The organism is Curtobacterium sp. 18060 (assembly GCF_902706105.1).
In the GTDB taxonomy this organism is placed as follows: Bacteria; Actinomycetota; Actinomycetes; order Actinomycetales; family Microbacteriaceae; genus Curtobacterium.
In genome coordinates, this window is sequence record NZ_CACSJV010000069.1 from 1 (window position 1) to 14,450 (window position 14,450).

At 71.8% G+C, this 14,450-nt stretch carries 16 protein-coding genes; 3 read left to right on the forward strand and 13 right to left on the reverse strand.

Translation table 11 applies throughout. The features are described 5' to 3' along the window. Positions 1-169: 169 nt before the first annotated feature. From GVL05_RS18490 to ppk2, 3 genes are all read right to left on the reverse strand, one after another. Complete coding sequence (locus GVL05_RS18490) at positions 170-685, reverse strand: DUF6611 family protein (RefSeq protein WP_159574089.1); 516 nt, start codon at positions 683-685, stop codon at positions 170-172. Beyond that, positions 682-1,218 carry a hypothetical protein gene (locus GVL05_RS18495; RefSeq protein ID WP_123294562.1) on the reverse strand — a complete coding sequence of 179 codons (537 nt, stop codon included), beginning with the start codon at positions 1,216-1,218 and terminating at the stop codon, positions 682-684. Before GVL05_RS18495 ends, GVL05_RS18490 begins: the two co-directional genes overlap by 4 nt. A gap of 86 nt (positions 1,219-1,304) precedes the next feature. Next, positions 1,305-2,213 carry a polyphosphate kinase 2 gene (ppk2, locus tag GVL05_RS18500; protein WP_123339522.1) on the reverse strand — a complete coding sequence of 303 codons (909 nt, stop codon included), beginning with the start codon at positions 2,211-2,213 and terminating at the stop codon, positions 1,305-1,307. A gap of 159 nt (positions 2,214-2,372) precedes the next feature. On the opposite strand from ppk2, the gene GVL05_RS18505 reads away from it, so the two are divergent. Further along, on the forward strand, positions 2,373-3,374 hold the full coding sequence (locus tag GVL05_RS18505; RefSeq protein WP_131844884.1) for an aldo/keto reductase: 1,002 nt from the start codon (positions 2,373-2,375) through the stop codon (positions 3,372-3,374). A 151-nt stretch (positions 3,375-3,525) separates the two neighbouring features. On the opposite strand, the gene msrA is transcribed toward GVL05_RS18505, so the two are convergent. From msrA to GVL05_RS18520, 3 genes are all read right to left on the reverse strand, one after another. Then, positions 3,526-4,047, reverse strand: coding sequence for a peptide-methionine (S)-S-oxide reductase MsrA (msrA, locus tag GVL05_RS18510; RefSeq protein WP_159574091.1), 522 nt, complete (start codon positions 4,045-4,047; stop codon positions 3,526-3,528). Between the two features lie 99 nt (positions 4,048-4,146). Then, on the reverse strand, positions 4,147-4,968 hold the full coding sequence (locus GVL05_RS18515; protein ID WP_159574092.1) for an aldo/keto reductase: 822 nt from the start codon (positions 4,966-4,968) through the stop codon (positions 4,147-4,149). Between the two features lie 141 nt (positions 4,969-5,109). After that, positions 5,110-5,568, reverse strand: a complete 459-nt coding sequence (locus GVL05_RS18520; protein ID WP_159574093.1) for a DUF4383 domain-containing protein — start codon at positions 5,566-5,568, stop codon at positions 5,110-5,112. Positions 5,569-5,745: 177 nt separating this feature from the next. Here GVL05_RS18520 and GVL05_RS18525 point away from each other — a divergent pair, with 177 nt between their 5' ends. Further along, positions 5,746-6,102, forward strand: coding sequence for a VOC family protein (locus tag GVL05_RS18525; RefSeq protein ID WP_123294566.1), 357 nt, complete (start codon positions 5,746-5,748; stop codon positions 6,100-6,102). Positions 6,103-6,181: 79 nt separating this feature from the next. Here the strand turns inward: GVL05_RS18525 and GVL05_RS18530 are convergent, their stop codons facing one another. The 4 genes from GVL05_RS18530 to aztB are packed head-to-tail and all read right to left on the reverse strand — an operon-like array spanning position 6,182 to position 10,414. Next, positions 6,182-7,360, reverse strand: coding sequence for a hypothetical protein (locus tag GVL05_RS18530; RefSeq protein WP_159574094.1), 1,179 nt, complete (start codon positions 7,358-7,360; stop codon positions 6,182-6,184). 26 nt (positions 7,361-7,386) lie between these two features. Continuing rightward, complete coding sequence (locus GVL05_RS18535; protein WP_159574099.1) at positions 7,387-8,280, reverse strand: metal ABC transporter substrate-binding protein; 894 nt, start codon at positions 8,278-8,280, stop codon at positions 7,387-7,389. A gap of 35 nt (positions 8,281-8,315) precedes the next feature. Next, a complete protein-coding gene (locus tag GVL05_RS18540) occupies positions 8,316-9,539 on the reverse strand; it encodes a YncE family protein (RefSeq protein WP_159574095.1) in 1,224 nt (407 codons plus the stop codon). Next, on the reverse strand, positions 9,536-10,414 hold the full coding sequence (aztB, locus tag GVL05_RS18545) for a zinc ABC transporter permease AztB (protein WP_159574096.1): 879 nt from the start codon (positions 10,412-10,414) through the stop codon (positions 9,536-9,538). Before aztB ends, GVL05_RS18540 begins: the two co-directional genes overlap by 4 nt. Before the next feature lie 50 nt (positions 10,415-10,464). Between aztB and aztA the strand changes: the two genes are divergently transcribed. Continuing rightward, complete coding sequence (aztA, locus tag GVL05_RS18550) at positions 10,465-11,097, forward strand: zinc ABC transporter ATP-binding protein AztA (protein WP_235036059.1); 633 nt, start codon at positions 10,465-10,467, stop codon at positions 11,095-11,097. 15 nt (positions 11,098-11,112) lie between these two features. Here the strand turns inward: aztA and GVL05_RS18555 are convergent, their stop codons facing one another. From GVL05_RS18555 to GVL05_RS18565, 3 genes are all read right to left on the reverse strand, one after another. After that, complete coding sequence (locus GVL05_RS18555; protein WP_159574097.1) at positions 11,113-12,354, reverse strand: MFS transporter; 1,242 nt, start codon at positions 12,352-12,354, stop codon at positions 11,113-11,115. Positions 12,355-12,403: 49 nt separating this feature from the next. Next, positions 12,404-13,432 carry a Gfo/Idh/MocA family protein gene (locus GVL05_RS18560; protein ID WP_235036060.1) on the reverse strand — a complete coding sequence of 343 codons (1,029 nt, stop codon included), beginning with the start codon at positions 13,430-13,432 and terminating at the stop codon, positions 12,404-12,406. Next, positions 13,429-14,450: Gfo/Idh/MocA family protein (locus GVL05_RS18565; RefSeq protein ID WP_159574098.1), on the reverse strand; the 1,022-nt coding region annotated here is incomplete at its 5' end. The genes GVL05_RS18560 and GVL05_RS18565, both read right to left, overlap by 4 nt.

The window sequence follows — 14,450 nt, forward strand, 5'->3', positions numbered from 1 at the left end:
GGTGGGGAGGGCCGGGGACGAGCTCGAGGCGCAGCGTTCGATCGACCGGCTGGCGGACCTGGCCGCCGAGCCCGGCGTCGAGGTCTGGCCCGGGCACGACCCCGAGTGGGCGGCGTGGCGGCGCTGAGCCTGCGGGTCCGAGCCAGCGGGGCACCGTGCTCGGGATGGGTCACCCTGCCCGCGGTGGTTGCTCCGGCAGTGCGGCCCACACATCCGCCCAGACGAGCTCGAAGTCGACGGGCGCGAGCCGATGCGCCCGCACGGCCCGCTCCAGGATCGAGAGCGCGTCGAGCGACCCGGCGAGGAGCCGCTCGTCGCCGTGCACCTCCGGCCGACCGTTGCCCAGGAACGTGGTCACGGTGACCGATCGCACCCGCGGACGGAGCCGCCGGGTCGCCCGGCGGAGGACGACGAACCCCGCGGCGTACAGCGCGAGTCCGACGGGCATGCCCGCCGCCGGCACCGAGACCGCCAGGACCACGACCACGAGCGCGGTGAACGCCCCGACCGCGGGCCAGACGTGCCATGCCCGGAGCAGCAGGCGTTCGCTCGTGTTCGTCCCGGGTGGGAACACGACGAGTGTCCGCGAGGTCCACATCGTGCGTCCCACCGGCCGGATCGTGTACCGGCCCCACAGGTGCGGCCCGTCGATCAGGCGGTCGCGGACCGACGTCGCCGTGGTCACCGTTCCACCGGCAGGAGCTCGGCGCGGACGGGGACGACGTCCCGGTGCCGGACGGTCGTCAGGCAGGGGAAGCAGACGAGGTCGCCATCGCGGACGTCGGCCGGCAGCGGAGCCGGGAGGCGGTGGAACGGACCGTCGGCCTGGCCGTCACATCGGGACACGACGTACATCGTGGCGAGGGGAGCGGTGCTCCGGCGTCCGATCAGACGCACCTGGTCGAGCACGGCGCAGGTCGGCAGGACCGCGTCCAGTTCCAGGAGCACCACCCCGGTGCGCGGCCGTCGGACACGGGTGACCGACGCGACCGCGACGCTCACGTCACGAGGGGTCCAGCCGCGCGGGCGGTATCGCGGCGGCGACTGCTCCGCGGTGTGCACGCTCGGGGTGCCGGTCAGGTCGGCGAGCCGGACCATCGAGATCGCGGCGACCACCAGGTCGTCGGTGGTCGCCACGGTGTGGGCCGGCCACAGGACCGGGTCCATCGGATCCGGCAGGGACGCGCGGAGCGTCGGCATGATCGCTGTCAGTGTCACACCGGACACGTTCCCGCGCGGACGGGCAAGGGGAAAGGCGCCCTGACGGAACCCCTACGCCCGAGTGCCGACTCCTGACGGTCCGCTCACTCGATGTCGACGTCCCGCTTGCCGCGCCGCACGATCAGCGGGTCCGGCTTGCCGATCACGTCGACCGCCTTGTCCGGGTAGTCGAACTGCGTCAGGAAGTACCGCATCGCGTTGAGTCTGGCGCGCTTCTTGTCGTTCGACCGCACGATGGTCCACGGCGCGTACCGCTTGTCGGTGCGCGTGAACATCGCCATCTTCGCCTCGGTGTAGTCCTCCCAGCGGTCGAGGGACAGCAGGTCGATGTCGGACAGCTTCCACCGGCGAACCGGGTCGAGCTGCCGCATCGCGAACCGGGTGCGCTGCTCGCGGCGGGTGACCGAGAACCAGAACTTCGTCAGGTGGATGCCGGAGTCGACGAGCATCCGCTCGAACTGCGGCACCTGGGTCATGAACGACTCGTACTCGGCGTCGTCGCAGAACCCCATGACCCGCTCGACGCCGGCGCGGTTGTACCAGGAGCGGTCGAACAGGACCATCTCGCCGGCCGACGGCAGGTGCTGCACGTAGCGCTGGAAGTACCACTCACCGCGTTCCCGTTCGCTCGGCTTGCTGAGCGCCACCACGCGCGAGGTGCGGGGGTTCAGGTGCTCCGTGAACCGCTTGATGGTGCCGCCCTTCCCCGCGGCGTCACGCCCCTCGAACAGCACGACGACCTTCTGGCCGGTGTCCTCGAGCCAGTACTGGCACTTCAGGAGCTCGATCTGCAGCTGGTACTTCGCGTACTCGTACTCCTCGCGCGGCAGCCGCTCGTCGTACGGGTAGTCGTCGCGCCACGTCAGGACGGGGTTGCCGTGCGGGTCGATGAGGTCCGGGTCGGCGGTGTGCCCGTCGGCGACGCTGTAGCCCTCGGTCCGGAGCTGCTCGATGTACTCCCGGAGTGGTTGCGAGTACGGCGCTGTGTCCACGGTGTCTCCTCTGCCCGCCGATCGGTCGGCTGGTCCCATCCTGTCCTGTGTGACCCGACAACTGCCCAACCGGACGTGTCCCTCAGGTGACCAAGCGGCTGCGTGACCCGAAGCGGTAGCGTTCTCGATGGCCTGTCCCCGACCCCGGATCGAGCAACGATGCCTGACGTCCACCTGCCTGCCGCCGACCGCTACGAGCAGCTCCCGTACCAGCGCGTGGGAAGGAGTGGCCTCATGCTGCCGCGCATCTCCCTCGGCCTGTGGAACAACTTCGGCGCCGACCGTGCACTCGCCACGCAGCGCGACATCGTGCTGCACGCCTTCGACCGCGGGATCACCCACTTCGACCTGGCGAACAACTACGGTCCGCCTCCCGGGTCGGCCGAGGAGCAGTTCGGCCGCATCCTCGAGTCGGACCTGCGTCCGTACCGTGACGAGATCGTGGTGTCGACGAAGGCCGGCTACGACATGTGGCCGGGCCCGTACGGTGACCGGGGCTCCCGCAAGTACATGCTCGCGTCGCTCGACCAGTCGCTCGGGCGCCTCGGGCTCGACTACGTCGACGTGTTCTACTCGCACCGTCCGGACCCCGAGACCCCGATCGAGGAGACGGTCAGCGCGCTCGTGACCGCGGTCCGTTCGGGCAAGGCGCTCTACGCGGGCATCTCGAACTACGACCCGGCGCAGACCGCTGCGGCAGCCGAGGCGCTCGCCGCCGAGAACATGCACCTGCTCATCCACCAGCCGCGCTACAACATGTTCGACCGGGTCCCCGAGGACGGGCTCTTCGACGAGCTCACGCGTCTCGGCACCGGTGCGATCGTGTTCTCGCCGCTGGCCGGTGGGCTCCTGACGGACCGGTACCTGGACGGATCGGTTCCGGTGGGGTCACGTGCAGCCGAGGGCCGCTGGTTCGGCGCGGACCGCATCGACGACGAGTACCTGACCACCGCGCGGGCGCTCAACGACATCGCTGCGGCCCGCGGGCAGACGCTCGCGCAGCTCGCGATCACGTGGGTGCTCCGGCAGCCGGCCGTCACGTCGGCGCTGGTCGGGGCGTCGAGCGTCCGTCAGCTGGACGGCACGCTCGACTCGCTCGCGGGCGCCCCGCTCACCGACGAGGAGCTCGCGGCGATCGACGCACTGGTGCCACGCGGCTGACGTGCGCCGGATGCAGTGGGCGTGACCCAAGAGCAGACGGGAGGCGCGGTGCCAGCTGGCACCGTCCCTCCCGTCACGGCCGTCGCCCCGCTGGCGCGGTGCGCCGGTACCGGCGGGTGGGGCCCACCTCCCGTCGCTTGGTGGGTTGCCCCTAGACCGCCGCGGTCGCCTCGTCGCGGTGCGGGAGCTTCCAACCCGGACGCACGAAGTGGCACGTGTACCCGGCGGGGTACTTCTCGAGGTAGTCCTGGTGCTCCTCTTCGGCCTGCCAGAAGTCACCAGCGGGCTCGACCTCGGTGACGACCTTGCCGGGCCAGATGCCCGACGCGTCGACATCCGCGATGGTGTCGCGCGCGACCTGCTCCTGCTCGGGCGAGGTGAAGAAGATCGCCGAACGGTAGGCGCGGCCGACGTCGTTGCCCTGGCGGTCCCTCGTCGACGGGTCGTGGATCTGGAAGAAGAACTCGAGCAGGTCGCGGTACGAGATCTCCGACGGGTCGAAGACGATCTCGACCGCCTCGGCGTGGTCACCGTGGTTGCGGTACGTCGCGTTCGGGGTGTCGCCGCCCGAGTAGCCGACGCGGGTGCTGATGATGCCGGGACGGCGGCGGAGGAGCTGCTGCGCTCCCCAGAAGCAGCCGCCGGCGAGGATGGCGGTTTCGGTGGTGGTCATGGTGGCCTCCTGAGGTCGTCGTGCCGCTGGCTGCGGCACCGTGTGGTGCAACCGGCAACGGGGCTGCGGTGTTCCCGTGTCGCCGGATGTCGGATCGCGTCAGTTCGTGGTGTCCTCGAGCGCGTCGAGCGCGGCCACGTCGTCGGCTGACAGCACGAAGTCGACGTCGGCGTTCGCGGCGATGCGCGACGGGGTCGTGGACTTCGGCAGCGGCAGGACGTCCTTCTCGAGCAGGTAGCGGATCGCGACCTGAGCGACGGACTTGTCGTACTTCGCCGCGATCTCGGCGATCTGCTCGTTCTCGAGCAGGCCGCCGGTGGCGAGCGGCGAGTAGCCCTCGGTCAGGATGTCGTGCTCGCGGTCGAACGCGGTGGTCTCGTCCTGGGTGTTGCCGATGAACCAGCGGATCTGGTTGGCGTGCGGGACGACGTCGGTGCGGCCGAGCAGGTCCTCGAGGTCGGCGACGGCGAAGTTCGAGACACCGATCGAGCGGGTCCTCCCGGCGTCGTAGACCTCTTCCAGCACCTTCCACACCTCGACGTTGCCGTCGCGGTGGTCGGAGCCGATGGCGTCCCAGGGCCACGGTGCGTGCACGAGGTACAGGTCGATGACGCCGACGTCGAGGTTGCGGCTCGAGGTCTCGAAGGCCTCACGGGCGCCGTCGGCGGTCTTGATCTCGGCGGGCAGCTTCGTCGTGACGAAGACCTCGTCGCGGGGGACGGCGCTGTCACGGATGGCCTGGCCGACGCTGGCCTCGTTGCCGTAGGCCAGGGCGGTGTCGATGTGGCGGTAGCCGGCGTCCAGGGCGGTCTTCGTGGCGTCGTAGGCGTCGTCGCCGGACGGGATCTGCCAGGTGCCGAAGCCGATCTTCGGGATGTGCAGGCCGTTGGACAGGGTGAACGTGTCGGTGAGAGCGGGCATGCGTCGGACAGTACGCCGCGGGTTGGTGGACGTGTGGAGCGCCGCCGCCGCGTACCGCGCCCCGGAACGGGCATCGCGCCCCGACTCACATGGGCGCGATGCCCGCCAGGGGGCGCGAACGCGTCAGACGACGGACGACTGTCAGCGCGTGCGCACGCCGATGCGCGGCAGCACGAAGCCGAGGACGATCATCGCGACGGCGAGGAACGCGTGCAGGACGTTGTCCGCGCTGTTCAGGGGGACGAAGTTCGCGGGGTCCGCCATGCCGGCCGTGAACAGACCGTAGACGAACAGGACCGCGTAGACGATGCCGCCGACGACCAGGTAGAGGCGCGCGCCCGACGCCGAACGGGCTGCGATGAGTCCGACGATGCCGAAGAGCAGGTGCACGATGTTGTGCAGGACCGACACCTGGAACAGGCCCAGGAGCAGGGCCATGGAGCCGTGACCGGCCATCGACATCGAGCCCATGTCCATCGTGAGTCCGGGGATGAAGCCGGCGATGCCGACGATCAGGAAGACGACCCCGAAGAGGAGCGCACCCTTCTGGGTCCACGTCGAGCCGGTGCGGTTGCGAGCGGTTGCTGCGTTGCTGGTCATGGTGGGACCTCTCTTCTCGTACGCGTCGCGGATGTGACGCACAGTGCATTCGAGGCCGATGCGCAGTCGGATTGCAGGCGCCATCCGATTTCCGAACGCGCGAGGGACCGCTGAGTCGGTGCGCATCGCGTGCTGCCTACGCTCCGCCGTACGGCAACACCGACGGAAGGCAGCACCATGGCAAGCGGAGTCGCAGCGGTATGGGTCCCGGTCACCGACATGCAGCGGGCGGTCGCGTTCTACCGCGACACCCTCGGACTGACGGTCACGGACGAGTCCGACGACTGGAGCGAGATCGACGCGAACGGCCTGATGATCGGGCTGAACGGCCGTGAGTCGGCGAGTCCGTCGAGCGGCGGGGGAGCCGTCATCACGTTCCAGCCGGACGGTTCGATCGAGGACGAGTTGGCCAGCATCCGCGAGCGTGGTGCGGACGTGCAGGGCGAGATCAGTGAGCACCCGTGGGGCAAGATCGTCCCGTTCAAGGACAGCGAGGGCAACGACCTGCAGTTCTACGCGCCGCCGCAGGGCTGACGCGACCCCAGGACGGACGGGAGGCCCGTGGCGATGTCGCCACGGGCCTCCCGTCCGTCATACGGTCCCGTCGAGAGCGTTACGCGACCGCGATCTCGTTGGGCACGCCCGGCAGTGCGTCGCTGGAGGCGACGATCTTGCCGGTGGTCAGGTCGACGGCGTGGACCTTCCGCTCGGCGGGGTCGGTGACGTAGGCGATGTCGCCGGCGACCTTCACGGCGGGGTGGGCGTCCTGCCACTCGGCCGGACCCTCCCACGCGTCGATCACGGGGAACGAGTCGAGCGGGGCGCCGTTGGTCTCGTCGAAGGTGTGCAGGGCGCCGTCGTCACCGAGGACCACCGCTTCGTCGTCGGGGCCGCGCGCCAGGTCGCGGAACGTGAAGCCGACGCCGTCGGGCAGGTCCGCGACGGTGTACTTCCCCGAGGCCGCGTCGATCAGGGCGATCTGGTCGAGCAGGTAGCCCTCGCTGTCCGGGTCGTCGTTGTAGTCACCGACTGCGACCGACGACGTGTCCGTGGTGAACAGGTTGCCGGTGCGGCCGTACTCGGTCGGGGCGTCGAGCTTCTCGAACGCGCCGTCGGCGTAGACGAGGGCGCCGTCGGTGCAGCCGAAGACCGCGACCTCGTCCTGGACCGCACCTTCGCCGTGCACGTCCGGGCACGATTCGGAGCGGGTGAGTTCCTCGCCGTCGGCGTCCAGGGCTCGGACGCCACTCCGGCTCTCCTCGGTGCCGATGGTGGTCAGGAGCGTGCCGTCCTCGAGCTCGATCGCGACGCCGTGGTGCGCCGCCTCGGATTCGGTGGTCCGGGCGTCGGGCAGGGCGTCGCCGTCGAGGTCGGTGTTGTCGAAGGTCGTCACGTCGCCGGTTCCGTCGGCGAACAGGGCGGTGCGGTCGCCGTGCACGACGGCGTGCCCACCGGTGTCGGCCGGGAAGACCGCGTCGGTGAGGGCCGGGTCCGCTGCGGTGTCGAGCACTCGGAAGCCCTCAAGCACCGTGACGAGCACGTGGCGGCCGTCGCCGGCGGGGTTCACGCGGGTGAAGCCGTCGACGGCGTCGTCGGCCACGACCTGCAGGTCCTGGTCGAGCACGAGCAGACCGCCGTCGTAGGTCAACGTGATGCGGGTGCTGTCCGCCTTCGGGGTCGAGGTGCTCTCGGCGTCGGCGGCGTTCGTGGCGCACCCGGTCAGGGCCAGGGCAACGGTGCCGAGCAGCGCGGCCGGCAGTGCTGCGGCGCGAAGGGTCTTGTTTCTGGTCATGGACAACACTGTACTGATTCTCATTCTCATCTAGAAATCGGAGCCGTCAGGCCGTCAACGATCGAGTCGGTGTTCGAGCGCATCATCCCGAGGTAGGTCGTCGACGCGGCGCCGTCCTCGGTCAGGGACTCGGTCGCCAGCGAGCGGATCGACACCTGCACGTCGACCTCGTCCGCCAGGACCTCGGCAAGGCGAGCGGGTTGCGAGGCGTCGGCGAAGATCGTCGGGACGCCCGCCTGCTCGATCGCGTCCGCCAGGTCACGCAGGTCGGCGGCGCTCGGGGACGCCAGGGTCGTGCCGCTCGGGATCACGGCACCCACCACCCGGAATCCGTAGCGGTCGGCGAGGTAGCCGAACACGTGGTGGTTCGTCACCAGGGCCCTGCGATCGGCGGGGATGGTGTCGAACGCGGCGGTCATGTCGTCGTCGAGGGCATCGAGCCGGTCGGTGTAGGCCTCGGTGCCGGGAGCGTCGATGCCGACGGCGTCCAGCTCGTCGTCGAGGGCCTCGACCACGTCGACCATGCGCGCGGGGTCCGTCCAGAAGTGCGGGTCCGGGCCGCTGTCGTCGTCGGTGGTCCACTCCAGGGCGTTGATCGCGTCACCGGCGGTGAAGACGGCCACGCCGTCGTCGGCCGCGGCGCGGACGTGGTGGGCCACCCCTTCCTCGAGCCCGAGGCCGTTCTCGACCACCAGGTCTGCGCTCCGGAGTCGCGCCGCCTGCTGCGCGGACACCTCGAACGAGTGCGGATCGCCGCCAGGGGGCATGAGCACCATGACGTCGACGTCGTCGCCGACGGCCTCGGTCACCACGTCGCCCAGGATGTTCGTCGTCACGGCGACGAGTGGACGGTCCGACCCGGCGGCGGTGCAGCCGGACGTCGTGACGGCGACGGCTGTGACGACGAGGGCCGCTGCCACCGCCCGCGCGGTGCGCCCGACCGGCGTGGTTCCGCTCACAGTCCCACCTCGGCGAACGCGACGGGCGCCAACGGGAGCTTGATGGTCCGGGCCACGCGGGCGCCGTCCGCGAAGTCGATCTCGTGCACGACGGCGGCCGTGGGGTCGGCCACGTAGGCGCGCTGCGCGTCGAGCTGCAGCAGCGGTGCCCGGTCGCCGTCGACCAGGGGATCAGTCGTCGCGACCTTCCCGGTCGAGGCGGTCACCACGACCACCCGACCGGCGTCGTCGACCCCGACCACGTGCTCGTCCTGGTCGTCGACGGCGACCACCGCACGCAGCGGCCGTTCGGTCGGCACGTGCTGCCAGGAGCCCTGTCGGACGTCGAGCAACCAGAAGCCGGTGTCGCCCGCGAGTCCGGCGACCGTGGGGCGGCCGGCCCGTGCGGCGAAGGCGGTCGGACGCTCGGCGTCGTCCGGCAGTGCGACGAACGAGGTCGCACCGGCATCGTCGACGACGACCGCTCCGTCGGCGCAGCCCACCACGGCGCCGGCGCGGGTGACGATCCCACCAGCGGGGTCGGTGCAGGCCTGTCCGGCGCTGGTCGACCCGGTCGACCCGGTCGACCCGGTCTGCTCTCCGTCGGCATCGAGGACGCGGACGGTGTCGCCCTCGGCAGCCACCAGGTGCTCGCCGAGCGGCAGCAGCACGGTCGCGTCGAGTCGTGCGGTCTCGTCGAGCTCGCCCTGCCCGAGTGCTGCGCGGTCGAGCACCACCGCCTCGCCGCGCTCCGGCCAGGCGATCGTGGTCATCGTCTCCGACGAGTGCACCTGGACCGGACCGCCGCCCTCGAGCGTCCCGACGACGCGCGGCTCGGCGGCGTAGTAGTGCGTGTGGTCGCCGTGGTCGACGGTCCAGGAGCCCCCGTCGACGACCGTGGTGCGGTCGCCTTCGCTCGTCACCAGGAACCGACCGTCGGTCGCGGAGTGCTCGGCTGCGCCGACGCGGTCCAGGTCGGTGGTCTCGCCGGTGAGCAGGTCGTGCAACGCTGTCTCGCCGGTCGCGGAGACGGCCAGGAGGCCCAGCTGGGGTTCCTGGGACTCGGTCGCGCCCGCCACCCAGCCGTGCGGGGCCGTGGTCGCGCTGGCGTCGTCGGCCGGCGGTGTCGACGCGGTGGAGCACGCAGTGGCCGTCAGCGCGAGGCCGGTCGTCAGGCCCAGGGCTCCCAGGAGTCGCGGGAGTCGTGTGCGTGGGCGGTCGGTGGTCGGGTCGTGGTTCATGGTGCCTCTCGTGCTGGTGCTCGGACGGGGTGTTCGACGGGCCTGGTGGTCGCGCGCGCGGTGCTGCGTGCGATGGCTGCCAGCCCGTGGGACAGGGCGACCCCGGCGACGGCGACGGCCGCGATGCTGGCGCCGGCGGCGGTGCCGGCGTGCCACGAGACGAGCAGGCCGACCAGGACGGCGACGACACCGAGCACCGCGCCGAGGAGCATCGTCGAGGCCACGTGCTTCGTCCAGGCGCGGGCCGCGGCGGCGGGCGCGAGCAGCAGCCCGACGACCAGCAGGGTGCCGACGGCACGGTACGAGGCGACGACGGCGAGTGTGACCAGTCCGATGAGGACCACCTCGGCGAGGCGGGGGTGCAGGCCGAGCGTCGCGGCCTTGCGGACGTCGAAGGCCAGTGCCGTGAACGGTCGGTGGAACACGGCGGCGACGAGCAGGGCGACGGCGACCGCGATCGCCAGGCCGCCGAGGTCGGCGCGGGTGACGGCCAGCACGTCGCCGAACAGGATCGCGGTGACGTCGGTGGCGAAGGACCGCGATGCCGACACGATGATGACCCCGAGCGCGAGCATGCCCACGAAGAGCAGCCCGATCGAGGTGTCGTAGGACAGGCCACCGCGCCGTCGCAGCGCCCCGACGCCGAACACCATCACCCCGGCGCTCACGGCGGCGCCGAGCACTGCGGGGACTCCGGTGAGCGCTGCGATCGCGACGCCGGGCAGCATGCCGTGCGACAGGGCCTCGCCCAGGAACGCCATCCCGCGCACGAGCACCCACGTCCCGACGACGGCGCACAGGACCGCGGCCAGGGCGCCGCCGGTCAGGGCGCGCACCATGAAGTCGACGGTGAAGGGGTCGGTCAGCCAGATCACGATCCGAGACGCTACATGAAAACGACTATCGATACTGATAGCGTGTTCAGGTGCCAGCAGTCGACACGCGACCAGCCGTCCGCCTCGAGCGGGTGACCGCCCTGCGCGGGGAGCGGACCGTCCTCGACGGCCTCGACGCGGCCTTCCCGGCCGGCCGGGTCACCGCGCTGACCGGACCCAACGGATCCGGCAAGTCGACGCTGCTCGACGTGGTGGCTGGCGTGCTGCGGCCGACCGCCGGGCGCATCACGGGCCTCCCGTCCGACGGCGTCGCCCACGTGAGCCAGTCCGTCCCGCCGACCACGCTCCCGCTCACGGTCCGCGCGACCGTCGCGATGGGGCGGTGGCGTCACCGGGCCTGGTGGCGTCCGCTCGGACGCGACGACCGCGTCGTCGTCGACGCGCAGCTCGAGCGGATGGCGATCGCGGACCTGGCCGACCGCCCGCTCGACGCGTTGTCCGGCGGCCAGCGGCAGCGCACGCTCGTGGCACTCGGGCTGGCGCAGCGGGCGCGGGTGCTGCTCGTCGACGAACCGACGGCCGGCGTCGACGCGGCGTCCGCGGCGCTCGTGGTGGCGGCGCTCGCCGCCGAGGCTGCCGACGGCGTGGTGGTCGTGCACGCCGCACACGATCCGGTGGCGATCGCCGCAGCCGACGCCGTGGTCACCCTCCCCGCGCCCTGACGGCGCGGATGGCGGTCAGGGGCAGGCGACGGCGACGGAACCCGTCGAGGTCGTCACCGGCACGGGTGCCGGAGCCTCGTCGGCGACCGGCGCCGCGCTCGAGCGGCGCAGCCCGAGGGAGACGAGCACGATCGCGCCCACGACGGCGACCCCTCCGGACAACCAGAAGTCCGCGGCGAGGCCGAACGACGACACCGCTGCGCCGCCGAGCACCGATCCCGCGGCGATCGCGAGCTGGATGGTCGTGACGAACAGCGCGAGCCCGGTCTCGGACCCGGCGGGCGAGGCGGTGGACATCCACGTCTGCATGCCGAGCGGCAACGCGCCCCAGACCAGCCCCCACACCACGAGCAGCACGAACACCCCGACGACGGAGTGCGCGAGCAGGGGGAGCAGGACCACGGCGACCGCGAGGGCGATCTTGGACACGCTGATCGTCCCGAGCACGCTCCGCCCCAGGGTGAAGCCGGCGGCGAAGTTCCCGACGATCCCCGCGACGCCGAACACCAGCAGCGCGAGCGTGACGGTGTCCGGGCCGACCCCGACCAGGTCCTGCAGGTACGGCGCGATGTACGTGTAAGCGGCGAACTGTGCGGCGAACAGGAACGCGGCGGCGATCAGACCGACACGGGCACGGGGGACGCGGAGCAGCGAGCCGAGCGTCGCGAACCGGACCTGCTGCTGCGCGGGGATGCGCGGCAGCATCGCGAGCTGCAGGACGAGCGCGACCAGACCGAGCACGCCGCCGATGACGAACGCGAGCCGCCAGGTGGCGAGCGACGAGACGAGGGTGCCGAGCGGCAGGCTCACGACCGTCGCGACCGAGACGCCGGCGGTGATGAGCGAGGTCGCCCGGATCGTGGCGGCCGGCCGCACCAGTCGACCGGCGATGCCGGCGCCGATCGCCCAGAACCCGCCGATGCCGACGCCCAGGAGCATCCGGGCCACGAGCAGGACACCGAACGAGGGCGCGATCGCCGCGAGCCCGTCCGCCACCACGAGCAGCACGGTCAACGAGACGAGCACGACACGGCGGTCCACGCGCGAGGTCAGGACCGTGACGACCGGCGCCGCGACGGCACCGACCAGCCCGGTGGCGACGACCATGAGCCCGGCCGTGCCGATCCCGACGTCGAGGTCGGCGGCGATGGCGGGCAGGAGTCCGATCGGCAGGAACTCGGAGAGCACGAGGACGAAGGATCCGAGTGCGACGGACGTGACACCGAGCCACCCGCGGCGCTCTGCTGACGAGGTCATGGGTTCGTCAAGCAGTGCCGGTCGCGGGCCATTCCCGCGTGTCGTGTCGCTACTCGGCGGGTACCGGCACGGTGCGGCCCGACACCACCGACTCCTGCGCCGCGAGCACGATCGACAGGGTCCGCAGCCCGACGTGCACGTCCGGCTGCGGCTGCACGCCCGCCCGGACGGCGTCGACGAACGTCCGGAGCATCGCGGCATCGGGGTCGGCGCCGTAACGGGACTCGATCGGCAGCCCGGTCTCCGCGACGATCCCGCGAGCAGCCGCCCCGAAGAAGTCGAGCGACACCGTGCCGCCCGTCCCGGCGACGTCGAGCGTCAGTCCACCCCACACCGCCGAGGTGTCCGGCTTGCTCCACGAGCAGTCGATCGCGGCGACGACGCCGTTCGCGTACGTGATCGTGACGAGTCCGGCGGTCTCCGCCTGTGCCCGGGCCGCGTGCAGCGTGCGGTTCGCCACCGCGGTCACGGTGACGGGTGCCGACCCCATCAGGCCCTCGAGCAGGTCCGCGATGTGCACGACGTGGTCGACGATCGCGCCGCCGCCGGACAGCTCCGGCTCGGTGAACCACGACCGGGTCAGGGGGAGCATGCCGTTGTTCGCGCCGCGGATCGAGAACAGCTGCCCGAGCGCCCCGGAGTCGTGCGCCGCGCGGAGCTTGTCGAACGCCGAGGTGAACCGCACCGGGAACGCCACCATGAGCATGACCCCCGCCGCCTCGACGGCGTCGCGGATCGCGAGGCCGTCCTCCCACGTGGTCGCGAGCGGCTTCTCGCACAGGACGTGCGCACCGGCGGCGGCCGCGGCCTCGACGAGTTCGCGGTGCCGGGCGTTCTCGCTCGTGACGACGACGGCGTCCGGGCCCCAGGCGAGCAGCTCGTCGTACGTCTCCGCGTAGTCGACCCCGAGCTGGTCGGCCAGGTCGCGGCCGCGGAGCTCGATGACGGTCTCGCCGGTGCTGACGCCGCCCGGATCGGCACCGCGGACCTCGACCCCCGGCATCGCGGTGAGGGCGGTGAGGTAGCCGATCGCATGGGTGTGGGCGAACGACATCACGGCGATCTTCAGAGCGGTCACGCGCGAGCTCCCGTCGTCAGGGACACCGGCTGCCCGGTGTCCATCGACTCGAGTGCCGCGTTCGCGATCCGGACCGCCTCGGCGCCGTCCGCCGCCGTCACCCGCGGAGCGGCACCGCCGGCGAACGCCCCGAGGAACTCGGCCAGCTCGAGCCCGTACGGGTCGTCGGCGGGGTCGACCTCGGGCAGGAAGCCGTCCGCGGCGTCGGGCACCGCGAGGTCGGCGACGTAGTCCTGTTCGTCGAGCGACCGGTGCGCCAGGCTGCCGCGCGTGCCCGTCACCGAGTACTCGGTCGAGAACGCGAGGTGCTGCGGTCCCCAGATCCCGGCGACGTGGCTGATCGCCCCGGACTCGTGCGTGAGCAGGACGTGTGCGGCCTCCACCGGCTCGGCCTCGGTGCCGGCACGGACGCCGACAGCCGACACCGTGCTGACCGGCCCGGCGACCCACCGCGCGATGTCGAGGTCGTGGATCATCTGGTCCATCACGATGCCGCCGGACAGTGCCCGGTCGGCGAACCACGCGGTGCGGATCGGGAAGGCCCCGGAGCGCACGAACCGCAGGACCGCCAGGTCGCCCAGGAGGCCCGTGGTGACGGCGTCGTGCAGGCGCACGTACGCGGGGAAGAAGCGCACCACGTGGGCCGGGAAGAGCTGTCGGCCGGCGTCCCGCGCACGGGCCACCAGGTCCGCGGCATCGGCGTCGGTCCGGGCGAGGGGCTTCTCCGACACGACGTCCTTGCCGGCGGCGAGTGCGGCCCGCACGACTTTGGCGTGGGCGGAGGTCGGCGTCACCACGTCCACGACGTCGACTTCCGCGAACAGGTCGTCGAGCGAGTCGACGACGGTGATCGACGACCCCGCGGCGGATGCTGCCGGCGCGAACGCGGCGGCCAGATCTTGCGCACCGTCCTGCGCGTACACGACGACCGGGCCGAGGCGGAGCAGGCCGGGCATGTGCGCGTGGGCGATGCCGCCGGCGCCGACGAGGCCGATCCGGGGAGGGGTCGGGGGCATCG